The organism is Bacteroides sp. 224 (genome assembly GCF_010500995.1).
In the GTDB taxonomy this organism is placed as follows: Bacteria; Bacteroidota; Bacteroidia; order Bacteroidales; family Bacteroidaceae; genus Bacteroides.
In genome coordinates this window covers 21246-43498 of the sequence record NZ_QVMK01000017.1, presented here as the reverse complement: position 1 = coordinate 43498, position 22253 = coordinate 21246, and the positions used below count along the sequence as shown (strand labels likewise).

At 40.8% G+C, this 22253-nt stretch carries 13 protein-coding genes and 1 tRNA gene; 7 read left to right on the top strand and 7 right to left on the bottom strand.

Annotated elements, in window-relative coordinates; translation table 11 throughout:
• Positions 1–93 precede the first annotated feature (93 nt).
• The 4 genes from D0T60_RS09770 to meaB all read left to right on the top strand — a co-directional run bounded on the left by D0T60_RS09770 (position 94) and on the right by meaB (position 13987).
• Positions 94–5769 (top strand): alpha-2-macroglobulin family protein, encoded by a 5676-nt coding sequence (locus tag D0T60_RS09770; protein ID WP_239059533.1) that lies wholly within the window; start codon positions 94–96, stop codon positions 5767–5769.
• Between the two features lie 59 nt (positions 5770–5828).
• Positions 5829–11549 (top strand): alpha-2-macroglobulin family protein, encoded by a 5721-nt coding sequence (locus tag D0T60_RS09765; protein ID WP_163217996.1) that lies wholly within the window; start codon positions 5829–5831, stop codon positions 11547–11549.
• Between the two features lie 247 nt (positions 11550–11796).
• Complete coding sequence (locus D0T60_RS09760) at positions 11797–12876, top strand: DUF1573 domain-containing protein (RefSeq protein ID WP_163217995.1); 1080 nt, start codon at positions 11797–11799, stop codon at positions 12874–12876.
• Positions 12877–12886: 10 nt separating this feature from the next.
• Positions 12887–13987, top strand: a complete 1101-nt coding sequence (meaB, locus tag D0T60_RS09755) for a methylmalonyl Co-A mutase-associated GTPase MeaB (protein ID WP_163217994.1) — start codon at positions 12887–12889, stop codon at positions 13985–13987.
• A 241-nt stretch (positions 13988–14228) separates the two neighbouring features.
• Here the strand turns inward: meaB and D0T60_RS09750 are convergent.
• Positions 14229–14299, bottom strand: a tRNA-Gln gene (locus tag D0T60_RS09750).
• A 173-nt stretch (positions 14300–14472) separates the two neighbouring features.
• Here D0T60_RS09750 and rsfS point away from each other — a divergent pair.
• From rsfS to D0T60_RS09735, 3 genes are read left to right on the top strand one after another with little or no spacing between them, the layout of a single operon-like run.
• Positions 14473–14829, top strand: a complete 357-nt coding sequence (gene rsfS / locus D0T60_RS09745; RefSeq protein ID WP_163217993.1) for a ribosome silencing factor — start codon at positions 14473–14475, stop codon at positions 14827–14829.
• Between the two features lie 41 nt (positions 14830–14870).
• Positions 14871–16799 (top strand): ATP-dependent zinc metalloprotease FtsH, encoded by a 1929-nt coding sequence (ftsH, locus tag D0T60_RS09740; RefSeq protein ID WP_203558314.1) that lies wholly within the window; start codon positions 14871–14873, stop codon positions 16797–16799.
• 6 nt (positions 16800–16805) lie between these two features.
• Positions 16806–17654, top strand: coding sequence for a phosphatidate cytidylyltransferase (locus D0T60_RS09735; RefSeq protein WP_163217991.1), 849 nt, complete (start codon positions 16806–16808; stop codon positions 17652–17654).
• A 58-nt stretch (positions 17655–17712) separates the two neighbouring features.
• On the opposite strand, the gene D0T60_RS09730 is transcribed toward D0T60_RS09735, so the two are convergent.
• From D0T60_RS09730 to D0T60_RS09705, 6 genes are all read right to left on the bottom strand, one after another.
• Entirely contained in the window at positions 17713–18456 is a 744-nt protein-coding gene (locus tag D0T60_RS09730) for a NigD-like protein (protein WP_163217990.1), read from the bottom strand.
• A 94-nt stretch (positions 18457–18550) separates the two neighbouring features.
• On the bottom strand, positions 18551–19678 hold the full coding sequence (gene lpxB / locus D0T60_RS09725; protein WP_163217989.1) for a lipid-A-disaccharide synthase: 1128 nt from the start codon (positions 19676–19678) through the stop codon (positions 18551–18553).
• Between the two features lies 1 nt (position 19679).
• Positions 19680–20456, bottom strand: coding sequence for a 5'/3'-nucleotidase SurE (gene surE / locus D0T60_RS09720; protein WP_163217988.1), 777 nt, complete (start codon positions 20454–20456; stop codon positions 19680–19682).
• A 348-nt stretch (positions 20457–20804) separates the two neighbouring features.
• The gene (locus D0T60_RS09715; protein WP_163217987.1) at positions 20805–21020 is read right to left on the bottom strand and encodes an immunity 17 family protein; all 216 of its coding nucleotides are present in this window, start codon (positions 21018–21020) and stop codon (positions 20805–20807) included.
• 2 nt (positions 21021–21022) lie between these two features.
• Positions 21023–21439 carry a tRNA (adenosine(37)-N6)-threonylcarbamoyltransferase complex ATPase subunit type 1 TsaE gene (tsaE, locus tag D0T60_RS09710; RefSeq protein ID WP_163217986.1) on the bottom strand — a complete coding sequence of 139 codons (417 nt, stop codon included), beginning with the start codon at positions 21437–21439 and terminating at the stop codon, positions 21023–21025.
• Positions 21436–22251, bottom strand: coding sequence for a metal ABC transporter permease (locus D0T60_RS09705; RefSeq protein ID WP_163217985.1), 816 nt, complete (start codon positions 22249–22251; stop codon positions 21436–21438). The genes tsaE and D0T60_RS09705 overlap by 4 nt, the downstream gene beginning before the upstream one ends.
• Positions 22252–22253 lie beyond the last annotated feature (2 nt).

Genomic DNA, 22253 nt, shown 5'->3' with positions numbered 1-22253 from the left:
TCTATATATCTATTTGGTATTGGTTTTATAGTGAAATAATTTAATCTGTGAAAATCCGTGTTAATCTGTGGTGAAACAACAAAAACAGGCTATATGAGAAGTAAAATTGTATTAATCGCATTGTTGTTACTTTCAATTAGTACATCACCGACAAGCTACGCACAAAGCTATAAGAAACTATGGAAATTGGTAGAGGAAGCCGAGCAAAAAGATATCCCAAAAACGGCAATTAAACTCACTGAAAAGATTTATAGAAAGGCAGAGAAAGAGAAAAATTCTCCTCAGATGTTGAAAGCCTATACAGCTCGTTCGCAATACCGGAAAGACATAACCCCCGACAGCTTTTATGTAGACTTGAAAGGATTGGAGGCATGGGTAAACGAAGCTACCAACCCGGTAGATTGTGCTATTTTGCATACGCTGATAGCAAATGTATATGGAGAATATGCACTGAATAACAGTTGGGAACTTCGTCAGTCTACCAATTTATCTGATGAGCCTTCGGATGATATTCGTGAATGGAGTGGCAATCTGTTTGTGCAAAAAGTTTTGAAGCATGCCCGTGCTGCCTTAGAAGATCCCGTTCCTTTATTGAATACTCCAACCAAAGCGTACGAACCTTTTGTAGTGCAAGGAGAAGAAAGCGTTTATTATGGACATGATATGTATCATGTGATTGTTTACTGCGCAGTGAGAGCACTGAAAGATGTAACATATTACCGGAATCTAAACTCTGTTGCTTCTCAAATAGCAGGAGTATACGAAAATGCCATTGCTGCTTATCTACAGAAAGGCAATCAAGATGCAGTTATCCTGATGACACTAAATAAGCTGCATGAACAAAGTTTAAGAACTTCGGATAAGAATACCTATTTGCAAGCTTTAGATCAATTGATACAAAACAACAAAGCCTATGAAAGCATTGTAAAGGCCTATATACACAAGGCCAATGCCTTAGTAAGCCAAGATAATAAAGTAGATGCATTGGAGTGTTGCAATGAGGGAGTCGAGAATTACCCTACAGCCAAAGCATTGCATGAACTAAATAAAATCAAAGAGGATATATTGACACCCCACATGGTTGCCGAAGGCAGAAAGGAAGGTTATCCCGGATCAACTTTTAACATTTTTGTAAATCATCGGAATCTTGATAAGGTTATGGTCAGTCTCTACCATGCCGCTACTTACCCGGCTATTGGAGAAAGATACAAAGACATAACCACCGAGGAACTAAAGAGTGTAGCCTCAACCAAGATCACATATGAGTTCCACTTAAATCGTCCTGCCGATTACTTATCTAAAGACACAGTTTTAGCAGTACCTGTACCCACCGAAGGACTTTATTATGTAGAGATAGTGCCAGTTGGGATAGAACCTGAAGAATGGGAAGACCCCAAGATCTTTCCACTTGTAGCTACTCGGCTAAGTACTATTTCCCGAACATTACCCGATAGGCAGCTCGAAATAATGGTTTTAGACGCTCAAAGCGGTTACCCAGTGCCTGGAGCAACTGTTTTGCTTTTTAAAGAGGAGCAAGGTTTGAAAGTTGTAACAGATACACTAACTACGGATACTCTTGGAAGAGCAATTACTTTACCTAAAAACAAACAAGAAAGTTTCATAGTGAAAAAAGCCGACGACTCCTCTGTCTATACAAAACGCCTGTCTGACAACTACTATTCGAAACCATGGAGAATGAAACAAATAACTTTATTGACCGATCGCAAAGTGTATCGCCCGGGACAAACAGTATATATAAAAGGAATTGCCTACGAACAATATTTAGATGATGTGAAAGTTGTTAAGAATGAAGAATACAATATAACCATTTTTAATCGCTATAAGAGGGAAGTAGGCAGTCAGAAAGTGCGTACCAATGAATTCGGTTCTTTTACTATGGAGTTTATCTTGCCCTCAGGCGGACTGAATGGAGCCTATCACATTGAAACCGAAGAGGGATCAACAGTTGTTTTTATGGAAGAATATAAACTTCCAACATTTGAGGTAACATTCGATTCTCCCGAAGAAAGCTACCAGTTAGGTGATTCCGTAGAAGTATCCGGCAAGGTGAAGACCTTTAGTGAAGTATCTGTTCAGGAAGCAGAAGTAAAGTATATAATAACCAGAGATTTGTATATCTGGCCTTCTTATGGTTTCGATTCAGAGTTAATAGCATCGGGCACAAGCAAAACAAACGAAAACGGTTCCTTTAAAATACCTGTTAAATTACTACCAAATAACTTGGAAAGAAGAGATCTGGTGAGATATAAAAAGTATAGATATACCATAGAAACTGTTGTAACCAACGAGGCTGGTGAAACACAGGTCTCGCAAATCTCCCTGCATGCCGCTGAACACTCTTTACTGTTGAATATGAGTATGGAGCCAAACGAGATAGTAAACAAAGAGGAACCTATTCAAACCATTTTCTGGGTAGAAAATCTGAATAATCAACCTGTTTTGGTAGAGGGTACTTATAAATTGTATTCTTATACAGTTTACAATGATGAAAAGAAAGAGCTTTCGGCTACTGTTATTCAAAAAGGCACATTTACTTCTAACGTAACTACAGATTTGTCAACATGGAAAGCCCTTCCCTCGGGAGCTTATAGAATAAAGGTTCACATAAAAGATACACAAGGTAGAGTAGTAGAACATGAACAAGATATTATTCTTTTCTCTACCAACGAACAACGTTTGCCTATTGCTAAAGAGTGCTGGCTTTACGAGCAAAATCTCGAATTCGATGAAGAGAATCCGGGTGTTTTTGTGTTTGGTACTTCACTTCAAGATACCCATATCTTTATGGATGCATTTTGCGGAACACATAGATACCATAGCGAAGTGATAAAACTATCAAACGAGATGAGGGTGTTCAAAGTTCCTTTCTCATCAGAGGCATACAATCAAGGAGTAACAGTGGTTCTTGCTTTTGTGAAAAACGGTTGGTTTTATCAGGAAACAGTTGAACTAACCAAACGAATAACTAACAAAAAACTGGAATTGTCTTGGGAGGTATTCCGCGACAAACTTCGTCCCGGACAAAAAGAAGAATGGAAGTTAAAGGTTAAAGACTCACAAGGTCTGGTTGTTCCTGCCGAATTGTTAGCACTGATGTATGACGCTTCCTTAGATAAAATCGAGCAGAATGATCAGGAATTGAGTGTCGATTATCGCTTTAATCATATTATTCCTGAATGGAATATGAATTTGGCAGACTTAAGTTTGCAATCATTTGGTAATCTTGCAATTGATATGGGATTGATAAGTAAAGGAGAACAAATATATGACACATTTTGGTTGCACTCTCCGGTTTATTTATTTGATAAGATAACATTTAGGGCAAGATGGAGACAGCCTGGCATAATTACAGAAGAAACCCCATTTTCTATGCGAACAGCCCATTATAATACAGCAAATCACCATCAAGAAGAAAACATCCCCGACCCCCGCACCAACTTCGCCGAAACCGCCTTCTTCTATCCCCAACTCCGTACTAACGAACAAGGCGAAATAGCCATCTCATTCACCATGCCCGAAAGCCTGACTCGCTGGAACTTCTGCGGATATGCCCATACGCAAGATATGCTGACCGGCATGATTAACGGAACGGTAACCACCAGCAAAGACTTTATGCTAACTCCCAATCTTCCTCGTTTTGTGAGAGTAGGAGATCAAACGTCTATTGCCGCATCCGTTGCCAACTTAACAGAGAAAGCCATCTCCGGAACGGTAACTTTAACTCTGTTCGATCCGCTGACGGATAAAGTCATCAGCACTCAACAACAGAAGTTCAATACCCAAGCAGGTAAAACCACAGGGGTGAACTTTACGTTCTCGGCTACCGATAAGTACGAATTGCTGGGCTGTCGCATCATAGCCAAAGGAGGTAATTTTAGCGATGGCGAGCAACACGTGCTTCCTGTATTAAGCAATAAAGAATACATTACGGAAACAGTAGCTATGCCTATACGTGGTAAGGAAACGCGCAGTTTCTCTTTGGAGGGCTTGTTCAATAATCAAAGCGAAACGGCTACAGAACGTAAATTGACAGTTGAGTTTACAAGTGATCCGAATTGGTATGCAGTGCAGGCACTTTCTTCTATGAGTATGCCTACTAATGATAACGCCATCTCTTGGGCTGCTGCATATTATACTAATTCGTTGGCAGCCAATCTACTTAATGCACAACCTAAAATAAAGACAGTGTTTGATGCATGGAAAGCACAGAATGGAACAAAAGAAACATTCCTGAGCAATCTGGAAAAGAACCGGGATGTAAAGAATATCCTGCTCGAAGAATCGCCCTGGTTGTTGGAAGCCACTTCCGAAACGGAACAAATGAAACGCATTGCTACCTTATACGATTTGAATAACATTCAAAACAATAACATTACTGCATTAACCAAACTGGAAGAATTGCAATTGGCAGATGGCTCTTGGGCATGGTATAAAGGTATGCCGGGTAGTCGTTACATCACTTCTTATGTGGTAGAAATGCTGGCTCGTCTGTCTAAACAAACAGCTAAAGATTTGGATGATGATGCGCTGACGATGCTGGAAGAAGCTTTAGACTTCTTAAATCGAGCTGCGCTGAAAGAATATAAGAATATAAAGAAAGCAGAGCAAAACGGAAATAAGGTCAAAGGCATCTCGGCTACTACATTGAATTATTTATATTTGCAAACCATCTCCGGTCAGCAAGTACCCGACGATAATCTGGAAGCATTCTACTATTTTATAGATAAAATAAAAGAATCCATTGCCGATTTCTCCTTAATAGATAAAGCCCATGCAGCTATAGTGCTCAGCAAAGCCAAGAAAGCAGAAGATGCTAAAATGTTCATCGCTTCTCTGAAAGAGCATCTCGTTCAAACAGATGAGTTCGGTGCATACTTTGCCTTTAACGAAAGTCCTTATAACTGGTCGGGACTGAAAGTTCCTGCCCATGTAGCCGTTATGGAGGCAATGGCCGAAGTGGGCGAAGAATACCATTTGGTAGAAGAAATGAAACTTTGGTTGCTCAAACAAAAGCAGACACAGCAATGGGATTCTCCGGTGGCTACGGTCAATGCCGTGTATGCATTGCTCTATTTTCAGGAGCACAATCCATTAGGTAATCAGGGAGATGCACACATTTCTTTAGACAAGAAAACAATCGAAACACTTTCTTCTGCAAGAACTTCCATCCCCGGTTTATCGTATATAAAAGAAGTGATAACCGATAACGCTACCCTATCCAACCTTAAAACTGCCGTAGTAGAAAAGCGCGATGAAGGCATAGGCTGGGGAGCTGTTTATGCTCAGTATAAAGAAGATATCAGCAAAGTAAGTAAATCAGGCAAAGAGCTATCCGTAGATAAAAAGCTTTATGTAGAACGAATCTCGGGAACCCAAAAAGAATTGCTGCCCGTTACTGCCGATACTCAATTGAATGTTGGCGATAAAGTAATCGCTCGCCTCACTATTCGCTTGGATAGAGCCATGGATTTTGTTCAACTCAAAGACCAACGTGGTGCTTGTTTTGAACCTATTGGTACTGCTTCCGGTTATTGTAGAGAAGCAGGAACAGGTTATTATGTAGCCATAAAAGATGCTTCAACCAATTTCTTTTTCGATTCTTTAAATAAAGGAGTGTATGTATTGGAATATGGCTACAGAATAAGCCGTACAGGGGTGTACGAAAGCGGATTAGCCACCATTCAATCGGCTTATGCACCGGAGTATTCAGCACATAGTAGTTCGGAAAAGATAATTATTAAGAAATAGTTTATGGAAAAAGCACTTAATTTGCATCTATACCATAGTAAACAATCAAAGAGAAATATATGAAAAGTAAAATTGCATTAATCGCATTACTGCTAAGTTTAATTAATCTGGCAACTATGAGTTACGCCCAAAGCTACAAGAAACTGTGGCAATCAGTAGAAGAAGCCGAGAAGAAAAGCCTTCCTCAAACGGCCATTAAGCTAACCGGAGATATTTTCCGGAAGGCTCAAAAAGAAAAGAACTCCCCACAAATGCTGAAAGCGTATACTGTTCGCTCTCAGTATCAGGAGCAGATAACGCCCGACAGCTTTTATGTAGATTTGAAAGGACTGGAAACTTGGCTGAGTGAAACTACAAACACCATCGATCGTTCCATTCTGCATACACTGATTGCAAATGTGTATGGCAACTATGTGCAAACTAATCGTTGGCAGCTTCAACGGGCTACCGATTTATCGGATGAACCTTCGGATGATATCCGCGAGTGGAGTGGTAATCTGTTGGTCAACAAAGTTTGGAGTCATTCGCAGGCAGCGCTGAAAGATTCGCTTCCTTTGCTGAGTACTTCTACCAAAGCTTATGATCCTTTTGTGGTACAAGGGGAGTTAAGCGATTATTTTAATCATGATATGTATCATGTATTGATAGAGCACATTGTTACAGCATTGGGAAATGTGAAGAACAACTGGAGCAGCGATGATGCACCTCTACAAATAGTGCAGATATACGAGAATGCAATTACAGCCTATAAGCAAAAAGGCAACCGGAACGCCGTTATTTTAATGACACTTAAAAAACTCAACGAAGAAGATACTAATCTACAAGCCTTAGACCAACTGATAGAAACCTATCAAGCAGAAGAGGTTATTGCAGAAGCTTACCTTCAGAAAGCAAATATGCTAAGAAGCAGCGAACGCAAAGCAGAGGCTTTGAAAGTATGTGATGAAGCAATAGCCAAATATCCGTCTTATAAGAAACTGGCTGAGGTAAAGGCACTGAAAGCTAAAATATTAGCTCCTCGCCTGTCTACTTCTATTGACGAATCGGGCTATCCGGGAGCTACCTTTAAGGTTTCAGTAAATCATCGGAATGTAGACAAACTCACAATCCATCTGCATCGTGCTACTGCGGAAGGAATGAAAACAGATAAGAAAGAGGTATATGGCGAAGAACTGAAAAATATATCATCAGAGAAGATAACTCATGAATTTCAATTGGTTCGTTCGGCTGATTATACCAATAAAGACACAGTGTTCTCAATACCTGTTCCCTCCGAGGGACTTTACTATATTGAAGTTGTACCGGAAGGAGTTAAAGAGAAAGACCAGAAAGCTTCTCCATTTGTATCTACTCGCCTAAAAGTTCTCTCGCGTGTTTTGCCCAACAAGCAGCTCGAGATGGCTGCTTTAGATGCACAAAGCGGACTTCCCATAGCAAGAGCCACCATCTTATTGTATAAAGATGAAAGAGGAGAAAAGAAACAAGTAGAACAACTGATCACCGGATTGGACGGAAAAGCAACCATCGCCTATCAAACAAGTTATAATGCTTATGTGGTTAAAGCAGGAAGCGATTCTTCTATATTCCCTCAAAATTTATACCGCAGTTATTACTCTACGGCAAGCAAGAATACGCGCCTTAGCTTACTAACCGACCGTAAAGTATATCGCCCCGGACAAACCATCTATGTAAAAGGGGTTCTGTATGAACAATACCTCAATGATGCCGAAGTGTTGAAAGATAAAGAACGTGTATTAACACTGCGCGATAGTAATAGACGGGAGATAAGTAAACAAACCGTTCGCACTAACGAGTTTGGTTCGTTTGCTACTGAATTTGTATTGCCTTCGGGCGGATTGAATGGTGCATATTATATAGAAACAGACAATGGAAGCACCACCGTTTATATGGAAGAATATAAGCGACCTACCTTTGAAGTTAAGTTCGATAAACTGCAAGGTAGTTACCGGTTAGGAGATTCCGTACAGGTATCGGGACAAGTAAAAAGCTACAGCGGAGTGCCCTTGCAAGACGTAGAAGTAAAATACACCGTGAACCGTGCATTGAATGTATGGCCATTCTACATTGCATCGCCGGAACTGATAGCCTCGGGCACAGGTACATTGGATGAAAACGGTATCTTTAAGATTACCGCTCACTTGCAACCGGATGGAAGAGGACCAAGACCCCAAAGCAGATACAGCAGCTATGTCTACACCATAGAAGCCACAGTAACCAACGAAGCCGGCGAAACGCAAACTTCGCAAACCACGCTGAATGCCGGCGAACGTTCTCTCCGCCTGAACATGAATTTGGCAGACGGAAAAATGGTGAATAAAGAAGAAGCCATTCAAGCTATTTTCAGAGTAGAGAACTTGAATAGCGAACCTGTAGCAGTAGAGGGTACCTATAAAATGTATCCATATACCATTTATGAGGAAGAGAAAAAAGAAGAATCTTCTACCGTTGCTTACGAAGGAACATTCAACTCAAACAAAGAGATTGATTTAGTTGCTTGGAAAGCACTTCCTTCCGGAGCTTATAAAATAAAAGCTCAGATACATGATTCGCAGGGAAGACTGATAGAACACGAGCAAAATGTAGTTCTTTTCTCTACCAACGACAAGCGCTTGCCGGTGTTTAAGAGCAGTTGGGTGTATGAACAAAACACAGAGTTCGATGAAAACACTCCGGCCTCCTTTGTATTTGGGACTTCATTGAAAGACACCTACATATTTATGGATGTATTCTGTGGCAAAAACAGAATTAAGAGCGAAGTGCTTCGCCTGTCGGATACAATGAAGAAGTTTGATATTCCATTTGAATCGAAAGAGTACGAAGAGGGAGTAGTGGTCGTGTTTGCCTTTGTTAAGAATGGACAGATTTATCAAGAATGTGTTCGTCTGTCGAAGAAACAGCCAAACAAGAAGTTGGAACTCTCGTGGGAAACCTTCCGCGATAAGCTACGCCCGGGACAGCAAGAAGAATGGAAACTACGTATAAAAGACACACAAGGATCTGCCGCCACTGCCGAACTGTTGGCTTTGATGTATGATGCATCTTTAGATAAAATCAGAGAAAACAAACAGCAATTGAGTGTTAATTACACTTTCAATTGGATAAATCCGGTGTGGAATACCAATTATATAGGAGCAAGATGGCAATCGTTTAGTAATCCAGCCTTTGAGTATAAGGCAACAGATGAACTAAAACAAATGTACGATGCCTTCTGGATGTATTCTCCTATGGCTTTAAGGTATAAATTTGCTTCTAAAAGAGGTATTATTTCAAGCAACGTTAATTCCGCTTTCGGTAGTAGCTACGATGCAATGGAAGCTCCTATGGCTATGGGCATGGCTTCCAGAGCAGCAGATTCAGGAGCAAGCTTAAAAATGGTTGAAGAGATAGCAATAGTAGATGATTTTGAAGGCGGTGACAATGATGCCGCTCCCGCTGCCGACCTTCGCACCAACTTTGCCGAAACTGCTTTCTTCTATCCGCAGCTTCGCACCAACGAACAAGGCGAAATTGTATTCTCTTTCACCATGCCCGAAAGCCTGACTCGTTGGAACTTCCGCGGATATGCTCATACACAAAGTATGTTTACAGGCACTATCGACGGAGTAGTTACCACCAGCAAAGAATTTATGGTAACGCCTAATTTACCTCGCTTTGTAAGAGTAGGAGATCAGACTTCTATTGCTGCCTCTATTGCCAACCTGACAGAGAAAGCTATTTCGGGAACAGTAACCTTGACTTTGTTCGATCCGATGACCGACAAAGTAATTACTACCCAAAAGCAGAAGTTCGATACCAAAGCCGGCAAAACTACCGGAGTGAACTTTACTTTCACTGCTACCGATAAATACGACTTACTGGGTTGTCGTGTCATTGCCAAAGGAGGAAACTTTAGCGATGGCGAGCAACACGTACTCCCTGTGTTAAGCAATAAAGAATACATTACCGAAGCAATTGCCATGCCTGTTCGCGGCAAAGAAACTCGCGAGTTTTCATTGGCTACCTTATTTAATAACAATAGCAACACTGCTACCGACCGTAAACTTACTGTAGAGTTTTCAGGAAACCCTGCTTGGTATGCTGTTCAGGCACTTCCTGCATTAAGCTTGCCAACAAGTGATAATGCTATTTCATGGGCAACTACTTATTATGCAAACTCACTGGCTGCTTATATAGTAGATAGCAATCCTAAAATAAAAACCGTATTCGATGCTTGGAAAGCGCAAGGCGGAACCAAAGAAACATTCATAAGCAACCTGGAAAAGAATCAGGATGTGAAGAATATCTTGCTCGAAGAATCTCCTTGGTTAATGGAAGCCACTTCAGAAGCCGAACGGATGAAGCGTATTGCTACCTTATTCGATTTGAATAATATACAAAACAACAATACCGGTTCTCTTACCAAGTTGAAAGATTTGCAATTAGCCGATGGCTCTTGGGCTTGGTACAAAGGTATGCAAGGCAGTCGGTATATTACTACTTATGTGCTGGAAGCATTTTCGCGCTTAGCCAAACTTACAGGTAAGCAACTGAAAGGAGATGCATTCTCTATGCAGCAATCGGGCTTTGATTTCTTACATAAAGAAGCTCTGAGCGAATATAAGGCACTGACTAAAGCGGCTAAGAATAAGAACGAGGTAAAAGGAATCTCGTCTACCACATTAGATTATTTGTACCTGATTGTTATTTCGGATCAACGTGTTCCGGATAAAAACAAAGAAGCGTGCGACTATTTCATCAATAAGATAAGCGAATCTATCACAACACTTTCTTTAACCAACAAAGCACGTGCAGCCGTTGTGTTGACCAAAGTGGGTAAAGTGGGAGCCGCCCAGCAGTTTATTGCTTCTCTGAAAGAACACACCGTTCAAACAGATGAACAAGGAACTTACTTTGCCTTTAACGAAAGCCCTTATAGCTGGTCGGGATTGAAAATACCTGCTCATGTAGCTGTAATGGAAGCTATGGACCAAGTGGCTAACGACAAGAAGATGGTAGAAGAAATGAAACTCTGGTTGCTCAAGCAAAAGCAAACGCAACAATGGGATTCTCCGGTATCTACAGTAAATGCCGTATATGCTTTATTGCATCGTGGAAGTAATCTGTTGAACAATCAGGGAGATGTTCGCATCTCTTTAGGAGGCAAAACCATCGAAACGCTTGCTTCGGGCAAGGCTTCTATCCCGGGACTGGCTTATACCAAAGAAGTTATTACAGATCAGGCTACCCTATCTAAAGCCAAAACCGCCGTTGTAGAGAAACGCGACGAAGGCATTGCTTGGGGTGCTGTTTATGCTCAATACAAAGAAGATATCAGCAAAGTAAGCAAGTCGGGTAAAGAGCTATCTGTAGATAAGAAGCTTTATGTAGAAAGAATCTCAGGTACTCAGAAAGAACTTGTACCCGTAACAGCCGACACTCAATTGAATATTGGTGATAAAGTAATCTCTCGCCTGACTATTCGTTTGGATAGAGCAATGGACTTTGTTCAACTCAAAGACCAGCGTGGAGCTTGCTTCGAACCTATCGGTACAGCCTCGGGCTATCGTTGGGGAGCAGGAACAGGTTATTATGTGGCTATTAAAGATGCTTCTACCAATTTCTTCTTCGATTCATTAAATAAAGGAGTATATGTATTGGAGTATAGCTACAGAGTAAGCCGTACAGGTACGTATGAAAGTGGATTGGCTACTATTCAATCGGCTTATGCACCGGAGTATGCTTCGCATAGTGGTTCGGTGAGGGTTCTTATAGAGAAATAAAACTCGGTATAGGATAGATACGCGGAAAAAGCGGAATGAGCGGAAAAACGCGGAATTTTAATTTAGTAAACTGTAATTAGCTGTTTGTTTTATTATTTTTCCGCGTTCATCCGTTCATTCCGCTTTTTCCGTGTACCTATCTATAATACAAATCTTTGTATTTTATAACTTCTTTACTTCTTTTCTTCTCCATTTCTCAACTAAAACGTCTATTTTTGTGTTTCAAACGTATAAATGAGTTGAAACAATGAAACGTATTATATTCCTCCTGTTTACATTATGTATTGTTTGTTGCGCTTCTTTAATGGCACAGACCCGTATAACTTCCAATAAAACAGCTCACAACTTTGGGCAGGTACAATGGAAACAGCCCGTAAGTGTAGATTATGTAATAACAAACTCCGGAGATAAACCACTCGTTTTAACCAATATAACGACTTCTTGTGCTTGTGCGGTAGCAGACTGGACAAAAACGCCTATTATGCCGGGAGAGAAAGGCAAGATAACAGCTACTTTTGATGCCAAAGCATTAGGACGCTTCAAAAAGTCGGTATGCATATATAGCAACGCTGTGCCCGAATTGCTTTATTTACATTTTTCGGGTGAAGTAGTGCAAAAAGTAACCAATTTCACTAATATGGATCTCCATCCTTTTGGCGACATACTTTTGGATAAAACTGAAATAGACTTTCCCGACTCTCATCTTGGAGATACTCCGGGACTCACAATGACTATTGTGAATCAATCGGAAATGCCCTACGAACCTGTATTAATGCATCTTCCATCTTATATAACCATGCAAGCCGAACCGGCAGTGTTGCAAAAAGGAGAGAAAGGAATGATCAAATTAACCCTTCATACAGATCGTTTAAGCGGACTCGGATTAACGCAAACTTCCGTTTATCTATCTCGGTTTGGAGGAGATAAAGTGAGTGATGATAATGAAATTCCACTATCTGCCGTTTTACTTCCCGATTTCTCCGGAATAAGTAACGCTCAAAGGTTAAATGCTCCATCCATCCAATTATCAGAGAAGGATATTGACTTGAGCGCTCAGTTAAGCAAGAAAAGTAAAGCGAGATATGATATAACCATATCTAATACAGGCAAATCCCAATTGGAAATAAGTAAGCTTCAAGTCTTTAACCCGGCAGTTGGAGTTGATCTGAAAACATCAATCATTCAACCCGATGGAAAAACCCGTTTAAGAATTACTTTGAATAAGAAAGATCTCCATAAGAAGAAACACCTTCGTATTCTGATGATTACAAATGATCCGAAACAACCTAAGGTAACAATTAATATTCAGGCCTCTGCCAACAAATAATCAGTGCGTCATGGAACATCCTGAAAACAATGAAGAATACAAAGGATTAGTAGTTAATAAGGGTATTGAACAACCTTCGTCCGTTAATCCTTATTTTAAGAAGCGTCCGCGGCAAAAGAAGCCGGAACTATCCGTTTCTGAATTTGTGGAAGGTATTGTAAAAGGAAATATCACAATACTTAGTCAAGCAGTAACACTGGTAGAAAGCGTAAAGCCGGAACACCAGGCCATAGCACAGGAAGTTATTGAGAAATGCCTTCCTTACTCCGGAGATTCTGTTCGTATCGGAATCAGCGGAGTGCCGGGAGCCGGAAAGAGTACTTCTATAGATGTATTTGGTCTGCATGTTTTAGAAAGAGGCGGCAAACTGGCAGTACTTGCCATCGACCCCAGCAGCGAGCGCAGCAAAGGCAGTATCTTAGGAGATAAAACCCGCATGGAACAATTGTCCGTACACCCTGCATCCTTCATTCGCCCCAGCCCGTCGGCAGGCTCCTTAGGAGGGGTAGCGCGCAAAACCCGTGAAACCATTATTCTTTGCGAAGCCGCAGGGTTTGATAAAATCTTTGTCGAAACCGTAGGAGTAGGACAAAGTGAAACGGCTGTTCATTCCATGGTCGATTTCTTTTTGCTTATTCAACTGGCAGGTACGGGAGATGAACTACAAGGAATCAAACGCGGTATTATGGAAATGGCAGACGGTATTGTAATCAATAAAGCCGATGGAAGCAATATTGAGAAAGCACAATTGGCTGCCACCCAATTTAGAAATGCACTGCATTTATTCCCTTTGCCCGATTCGGGATGGACACCACAGGTACTCACCTACTCCGGTTTTTACAACATTGGCGTAAAAGAAATCTGGGACATGGTTTACGAATACTTGGATTTTGTAAAGAAGAGCGGCTATTTTCAACATCGCCGTAATGAGCAGAGCAAATATTGGATGTACGAAAGTATCAATGAGCAATTAAGAGATAGTTTTTATAATAATGAAAAGATAGGCTCTCTTTTGGAAGAAAAAGAAGAACAAGTATTAAGAGGAAATCTAACTTCTTTTGTTGCTGCCAAAAAGCTATTAGATACTTACTTCGAGGAATTAAAGAAATAAAAAACGACTATTCTGAATAACTTAAACTCTCCACACGCGGAAGAGTAGTGCCACAGGCGTGGCACAGTTGTGCCATAGGCGTGGCACGGTTGTGCCATGGGCGTGGCACAGTTGTGACATGGGCGTGGCACAGTTGTGACATGGGCGCGGCACAGTTGTGACACAAGCTTGGCATGATGGTGGAATATAGGTATAAAAAGAAAAAGAGCAAGCATTATAATATATTGCTTACTCTATCTTGTTGGGCTACCAGGATTCGAACCTGGAAAGTCAGGACCAGAATCTGAAGTGTTACCATTACACCATAGCCCATTCTTTTCGGGTGCAAATATAATAAGTATTTTAAAAAACAACAAAAAAAGAAGAGAATTCTTCTTCACCTTATCTTTGATACAAGAATTCGGCGTATATTTGCAATTTGGAACAATAAACGTTTCTTTCTTGTTATTAGGGAATTAAGCAACAGACTAAGATCAATTTTATAGATGAACGAGACTAAGATTTTATTACAAAAAATCACCGAAGGGATACAAGAAAAAAAAGGTAAAAACATTGTTATAGCCGATTTAACCAACATCGGTGACACTATATGTAACTACTTTATTATCTGTCAGGGAAACACCCCCACACAAGTTAGTGCCATAGTAGATTCTGTAAAAGAATCCGGCAGGAAAGTAAATGCCAAACCTATTTTCGTAGACGGATTAAAGAATGCAGAATGGGTGGCTATGGATTACTCCGATGTACTTGTACATATTTTCCTTCCTGATATAAGAGAATTCTACAATCTGGAAACTCTTTGGGCAGATGCCAAATTAACGACCATACCTGATATAGATTAAAAAATATGGAAGATAAAAAGAAAAAACCCGTAAAAACGAATATGCCCAAGTTCAATTTGAGCTGGATGTACATGATCATAGCCATGGCTCTTTTTGGCTTCTGGTTAGCGAATGAGAGTGGATCGGGCGTACAAAAAAATATTTCATACAATGAATTTCAAGGTTATGTAAGCAAAGGCTTTGTAGAGAAAGTAACTATTTACAAAGACGATGCTACCATAGAAGCCGCTATCAAACCGCAACATGTTAAAGATGTGTTCCAACAGGATTCTACCAAAGTAGGCAAAAGTCCGTTGGTTACTACGCGGGCATTAACCTTGGAAGGATTGGAACAATTTCTGAATAAAGAACAAACAGAAGGACGATTCAGTGGTAAAGTGGAACCGGTAGAAAGAAACAACTACCTCACCATGATTTTATGGAACATTCTTCCGTTTGCTCTTCTTATCGGACTTTGGATATTTTTCATGCGACGCATGGGAAGCGGAGGCGCCGGCGGCGGCGGTGGAGTATTCAGCGTAGGAAAATCAAAAGCACAACTTTTTGAAAAAGGAAGTTCCATCAAAATAACATTTAAGGATGTAGCCGGACTGGAAGAAGCCAAACAAGAAGTAGAAGAGATTGTAGAATTCCTGAAGTCTCCACAGAAATATACTGATTTAGGAGGTAAGATTCCCAAAGGTGCTCTTCTGGTAGGCCCTCCGGGAACCGGTAAAACATTATTAGCCAAAGCAGTGGCAGGAGAAGCCAACGTGCCTTTCTTCTCATTGGCCGGGTCTGATTTTGTGGAAATGTTCGTAGGGGTAGGTGCATCTCGTGTGCGCGATCTTTTTAAACAAGCCAAAGAAAAAGCTCCTTGTATTGTATTCATTGACGAAATTGATGCTGTAGGACGTGCACGTGGCAAGAACCCAAGCATGGGAGGAAACGATGAACGTGAAAACACATTGAATCAGCTTCTCACAGAAATGGATGGTTTCGGTTCAAACAGTGGAGTTATCATCCTGGCAGCTACCAACCGCGTAGACGTACTGGATAAAGCATTGCTTCGTGCCGGACGTTTCGACCGCCAAATCCACGTGGATCTTCCGGACCTGAATGAGCGTAAGGAAGTTTTCGGAGTACACCTTCGTCCTATTAAGATTGATGATACGGTAGATGTAGATTTATTAGCACGTCAAACACCCGGTTTCTCCGGAGCAGATATTGCAAATGTTTGTAATGAAGCGGCTCTGATTGCTGCCCGTCATGGAAAGAAGTTTGTAGGCAAACAAGACTTTCTGGATGCAGTAGACCGTATTATTGGTGGTCTTGAAAAGAAAAGTAAAATTACCACCGAAGCAGAAAGACGCTCCATTGCTTTACACGAAGCAGGACATGCCAGCTTATCCTGGTTATTGGAGCACGCAAATCCGCTAATCAAGGTAACAATTGTACCTCGTGGACGTGCATTGGGTGCTGCCTGGTATTTACCCGAAGAAAGACAAATCACTACCAAAGATCAGATGTTGGATGAAATGTGTGCTATTCTGGGTGGACGCGCAGCCGAGGAGTTATTTATTGGTAAAATATCGACCGGAGCTATGAACGACCTTGAACGTGCTACCAAACAAGCCTTCGGCATGGTTGCTTACTTAGGTATGAGCGAGAAATTACCTAACTTATGCTATTACAACAATGACGAATATTCATTCAACAAACCTTATAGCGAAAAGACAGCCGAACTCATTGATGAAGAGGTGAAACGAATGATCAACGACCAATACAACAGAGCCAAAGATATTCTTTCTACACATAAGAAAGAGCACAATGAACTGGCACAATTGTTGATTGAAAAAGAAGTAATCTTTGCCGAAGATGTTGAAAAAATCTTTGGTAAGCGTCCTTGGGCATCTCGTTCGGAAGAGATTATGGCTAATGAGAAGAAAAACAACCCTGTTAGCGAACCCGAAGTATCAACTAACAACTAATTTACATTGAAGAACTTTATATTAAGAGCCGTTACCGGTATTTTATTTGTGGCCATCCTGATTGGGGGCATTATATACAGTCCTTTATCATTTATCATCTTATTTACGGTGATCAGTGCACTCACTGTATATGAGTTTGCTCAACTTATAAATAAAACGGGAACAGCTAAAATAAACAAATCAATAACAATGCTGGGTGGAGTTTATCTCTGCTTGGCATTTTTCGGTTTTTGCACAGGCATTACCACTTCACAGATATTCATTCCTTATCTGGTAATACTGATGTATTTAATGATCAGCGAATTATATCTCAAGAAGGAACATCCGGCCAACAACTGGGCTTATAGCATGATGAGCCAATTGTATGTAGCTTTGCCATTCGCTCTCTTAAACGTTCTCGCTTTTCAATATAATGAAGTAACCAATATGGTAGATGCATACAACTTTGTATTGCCGCTGTCTATTTTCATCTTCATCTGGTTGAGCGATACTGGTGCCTACTGTGTAGGTTCACTGATAGGAAAGCACAGGTTGTTTGAACGTATTTCACCCAAAAAATCATGGGAAGGTTCTATTGGCGGAGGTGTATTAGCGATTGCTTCCTCCTTTGCTTTAGCTCACTTCTTCCCTATCTCTACTATGGGTAATTGGGAATGGGCGGGTCTGGCCTTTGTGGTAGTGGTATTTGGTACATGGGGAGATCTTACCGAATCTCTGCTGAAACGCCAGTTAGGAGTGAAGGATTCGGGAAATATACTTCCCGGACATGGCGGAATGCTCGATCGCTTCGATAGTGCTTTAATGGCTATTCCGGCAGCGGTTACTTATATCTATATCCTACAAATGCTCAGATAATAAAGAGGGATCGGTTCTTTCGGAACACGATCCCTTCACCAACAACATTACCGGAACTTTACATTACTTTTCCTTCGCCGTCTACTAAGTCGGTAGGATCATCTACTTCTCGTGAGCTTTCAGATTTGTCAGTAAATAGGTATGTATATATTTTCTCTTCTTCGTCTATTAAATTGGCCTTTATTTTTATTCCTTTATAAGAAGTAGCCTCATCGTTTATATATTCACTTAAATTGAAGGAAACCATGCTATAACGGAATACTCCACTTACATCATCCTGATCATTATATCGGTATTCCAAGTGTATATATCCATCTTCAGGATCTTCTGCCAAAGTATTCTTAACCAAACTAACACGATGTTTTTGATACTTGGGAAGATTAAACACAAATTCCACATTCAAATAATGCCCTCCAATCCATATATCCCTTATATCAGCCGGATCATTTCCAAACCCTTCCTGATTTTCTTCTGTCAGTTCTTCTACATTTTTAGTTAGAATATTAGTTAGGAAGTTCACTCTTATAGCATGATCATATTTATCATACTGATCGGATAGAACTGTTACATTGGCTATCACTCGTTGTCCATCCACAGGTTTGTACCATCCAATTTCGGTAGCAACCGGCCAAAGAGTTTTTTCATTATCTGTCTCTAAATAATAGGTACTACCACCTACTACTCTCACAGTAGCCATACGGATTTCAAATTCTCCCAGTGAATAACCATCGTCACCACATGACTGGATTGCCGGTATCAACATTAGCAACAATCCCAATAAGTAAAGGTTTAGCTTCTTCATAATACTATATCGCTTCTTTCTTAATACACTATATAAACAAAAAATCCACGCGTTTACTGCATGGATTTTAGTTAATTAACAACTTTAACAGCTCCTATAATAGAGATATCATGGTTTTAGCTGCTCGCTCGGGGGCTCCGGCCGGTCCGAGTCTTTCTGCCATCTGTTCGTATGCATTCAGCATATCCTCACGATAAGCGGAATCATTGAGTAAACGATTCAATTCCTCCCGCATATTATTCACTGTCATAGTATCGGCCACGAGTTCTCTTACCACTTCCCGATCTGCAATGAGGTTTACTAAAGAAATATACTTCACTTTAATAATGTGTTTGCGAAGAAAGGAGATTACTTTTCCTATGGGTGTATGATAGCACACCACCTGCGGCACACGGAAAAGGGCAGTTTCGAGAGTAGCCGTACCGGAAGTTACCAATGCCGCTTTACTTTGACTCAGCAATTGGTAAGTTTGCCCGAAAATGATTCGCACATTCGCATCTCCTATATATTGATTATAGTAATCGGGAGAGATTCCGGGAGCTCCGGCAATCACCAACTGATACTCTTTATAGGTAGATGCAGCTTTAATCATATCCGGAAGATTATCTTTTATTTCTTGCTTTCGGCTGCCGGCAAGCAGGGCAATCACAGGTTTACCCTCTAACTGATTATGTGCCACAAATTCTGAGAAGGTTTCTTTATTCTCTTCCTGAAACTTCGTTATTTCATCTACCGTTGGGTTCCCCACATAATGTATAGGATAGCGATGTTTCTCATAAAACTCCACTTCAAAAGGCAGAATGGAGAAGAGTTCATTTATATCGCGTTTGATATTCTTTATGCGATACTCTTTCCAGGCCCATATTTTAGGAGAGATATAATAGAAAACGGGGATCTGTGTTTTGGCATGTACAAACTTAGCGATATCCAGATTAAAGCCGGGATAATCCACCAATATAACTACATCCGGGTTCCAAGCTACAATATCTTTTTTACATTGCTTCATGTTGGCAAATATTGTACGTAGGTGCAATAGTACCGGGATGAAGCCCATATAAGCCAATTCACGATAATGTTTCACCATCGTACCGCCAACAGCAGCCATCAAGTCGCCACCGTAGAAACGAAAATCGGCTTGGGGATCTTCTTTCTTCAAGGCAGCCATTAAATGAGAGGCATGCAAATCTCCGGAGGCTTCGCCAACAATCAAATAGTATTTCATTCTATTTTTGTATAGAAAGTCGGTTAGTTAATTCTTCTATAAATCCGTAAGCCGTCACGTCCACTGTTGTGGGAGTTATGGCTACATAACCTTGTGCAAGAGCCCAATTATCTGTTTTGGGGTTCTCGGGCTCGGTATTAACAAACTCGCCGGTGAGCCAGTAATAGCAATCATCAAATCGTCTTGGGCAGGGTTCCCATTCTTTTTGCCAACGACCCACTGCTTGTTCGCAGACTTTTACGCCTTTTACCTCTTGTGTATCAGGGAAGTTCACATTCAAGCAAGTTCTATCCGGCAGACCTTTTTCTAATACCATGCGAGCTACTTCAACCACATACGGTTTGAAAGGTGCAAAGTCGGCATCAGGAGCATGATTGCAAAGAGAGAATCCTACAGAGGGGATTCCGTTTAAACATCCTTCAATCACAATACCCATAGTGCCCGAATAATGAACATTGGTTCCGGAGTTATCTCCATGATTAATTCCTCCCACAATTAAATCCGGGGTACGATCCAGAATTGTATTGCGGGCAAGTTTTACACAGTCTACAGGGGTACCCGAGCATGAGTAAATGGTTAATCCCGGTTCTCTTTTTATTAGTTTATAATGTACGGGGGTATTTACGGTTAAGGCGCATCCACTTCCCGAACGGGCAGAATCGGGTGCCATAACTACAACTTCGCCTAAAGGGCGCAAATATTTAATTAGTTCATTAATTCCTTTTGCGGTTACCCCATCATCGTTAGATATAAATATCAAGGGTTTTCTCTCTTCCATAATATGTATGTATTGAGTAAGTATTCAAAATTAGTTCATCTATTAATTAAACTGCAAGCATTTACCCCGACAGGGGTAATATGTGCATAACCCCGGGTGAGCGAAGCGTAACCCGGGGATGATGGTACTCTCTCTTCTCTGAACCCCGAAGTGGGTTCAACCCTTTCAGGGTTGAGACTGAGTGTGATGACTGACCATCCCCGGGCTGCGCTTCGCTGACCCGGGGTTATGCACATCTCACCCCTATCGGGGTGACTGCTAAGATATGAATTAATTCTGAACACTTATTTATTAATTTATTTTTTGAACCGCGTAACTCTGCGGTTTATCATAAGAGCAACAGTATATTCAAATCTTTGTTTTACAATAAAAGAAAACAGCCATAACAATCAGAATGACTCCTAACACTCCATAAAATAGTCGCGCACGATTTGCACCCACATTACGAACGATAAACTGAGCATTATGTGCTTCGAAAAACCACTTCCAGTTAAAGATTGCGGCCAATAAAGCAACAATACCTGCCAGTGCAAATAGTCCTTGAATAAAATATTGAGGTGCCATAACTATTCTTCTAAAGTAACTGTTCTCGATCCGTCTTCTAATTCTTCAATGGTTACTTTGATGGTGTTCCCGGGCAATAAATCGTCTATCAATTCGGGCCATTCGATAAAGCAAAGGGCACCACTATAAAAGTAATCTTCATAACCCATGTCATACACTTCATCCAGTTTCTTTATACGATAGAAATCAAAATGGTAAATAAGCTCGCCGGTATCCGAACGATACTCATTAACGATAGCAAAGGTAGGTGAGTTAATTACATCCGTTACTCCGAGTGCTTCGCAGACAGCTTTCACAAAAGTAGTTTTACCGGCACCCATCTTTCCATAAAGGGCAAAAACCGTATTATCGCCCATGGCTTCAATAAACTGACGGGCTGCCTCGTGAATCTGGTCTAACGATTGAATTTGTATTTTCATTTCATTTGGGTTTTTATAAATGTTGCTTTCAGCAATTTACATATTGCATAAATAAGAATTGAAAAGAATATGATAGAGGCTCCGGAAGGTACATTCAGGAAGTAGGATATTAGCAGTCCTCCTAAACATCCCAAGTAACCGATTCCAATGGAGAGCCATATTATTTTCTTAAAATTATAGGTAAACAGGTTGGCTGTCATCTGAGGGATTGTCAATAACGAAATAGCCAAAACAATGCCAACCATCCGCAAGCAAGATACAATGGTGAGGGCGATAAACATCATCAACACATATTCGAACAACTGTACGGGAATACCTTGCGAACGGGCAAACTCACGATCAAAGGCAACTGCAACAATCGGATGAATGAACAGTGTAAAGAACAGAATTAATAAAATAGCTAATATACCCAACATCACAATATCTAATTGGGTAATCGTAAGTATATTCCCAAATAAAAAAGCAGATAAGTCGGGAGCAAAGCCCGGAGAGAGAAAGCTGAATATAATTCCTACAGCCATACCCAGCGTCCAGAACACTGCAATGGCAGAATCTTCGCGCATATCTTTGCGTTTGCTGAGCCATTCCACACCAAAGGCCGAAAGAACAGAGAAAACAGCAGCCGATAGTATGGGAGAAATACCCGTATATAGCCCAATACCAATGCCTCCGAATGAAGCATGTGTAATCCCCCCACTGATAAAGACCAGGCGTCTTGTTACAATGTAAGTTCCAATAATTCCGCATGCAATACTTGCCAGCAAACTACCAAGCAGGGCATGTTGAAAGAATGTATATTGTAGTAGATTCATTT

Excerpts from the sequence above, each read along its gene's own strand:
- tsaE (WP_163217986.1), bottom strand. The coding sequence starts at position 21,439 with ATGAAAATACAAATTCAATCGTTAGACCAGATTCACGAGGCAGCCCGT.
- D0T60_RS09705 (WP_163217985.1), bottom strand. The coding sequence starts at position 22,251 with ATGAATCTACTACAATATACATTCTTTCAACATGCCCTGCTTGGTAGT.
- lpxB (WP_163217989.1), bottom strand. The coding sequence starts at position 19,678 with ATGAAATACTATTTGATTGTTGGCGAAGCCTCCGGAGATTTGCATGCC.
- D0T60_RS09770 (WP_239059533.1), top strand. The coding sequence starts at position 94 with ATGAGAAGTAAAATTGTATTAATCGCATTGTTGTTACTTTCAATTAGT.
- D0T60_RS09730 (WP_163217990.1), bottom strand. The coding sequence starts at position 18,456 with ATGAAGAAGCTAAACCTTTACTTATTGGGATTGTTGCTAATGTTGATA.
- rsfS (WP_163217993.1), top strand. The coding sequence starts at position 14,473 with ATGAACGAGACTAAGATTTTATTACAAAAAATCACCGAAGGGATACAA.
- meaB (WP_163217994.1), top strand. The coding sequence starts at position 12,887 with ATGGAACATCCTGAAAACAATGAAGAATACAAAGGATTAGTAGTTAAT.
- D0T60_RS09765 (WP_163217996.1), top strand. The coding sequence starts at position 5,829 with ATGAAAAGTAAAATTGCATTAATCGCATTACTGCTAAGTTTAATTAAT.
- surE (WP_163217988.1), bottom strand. The coding sequence starts at position 20,456 with ATGGAAGAGAGAAAACCCTTGATATTTATATCTAACGATGATGGGGTA.
- D0T60_RS09760 (WP_163217995.1), top strand. The coding sequence starts at position 11,797 with ATGAAACGTATTATATTCCTCCTGTTTACATTATGTATTGTTTGTTGC.
- D0T60_RS09715 (WP_163217987.1), bottom strand. The coding sequence starts at position 21,020 with ATGGCACCTCAATATTTTATTCAAGGACTATTTGCACTGGCAGGTATT.
- ftsH (WP_203558314.1), top strand. The coding sequence starts at position 14,871 with ATGCCCAAGTTCAATTTGAGCTGGATGTACATGATCATAGCCATGGCT.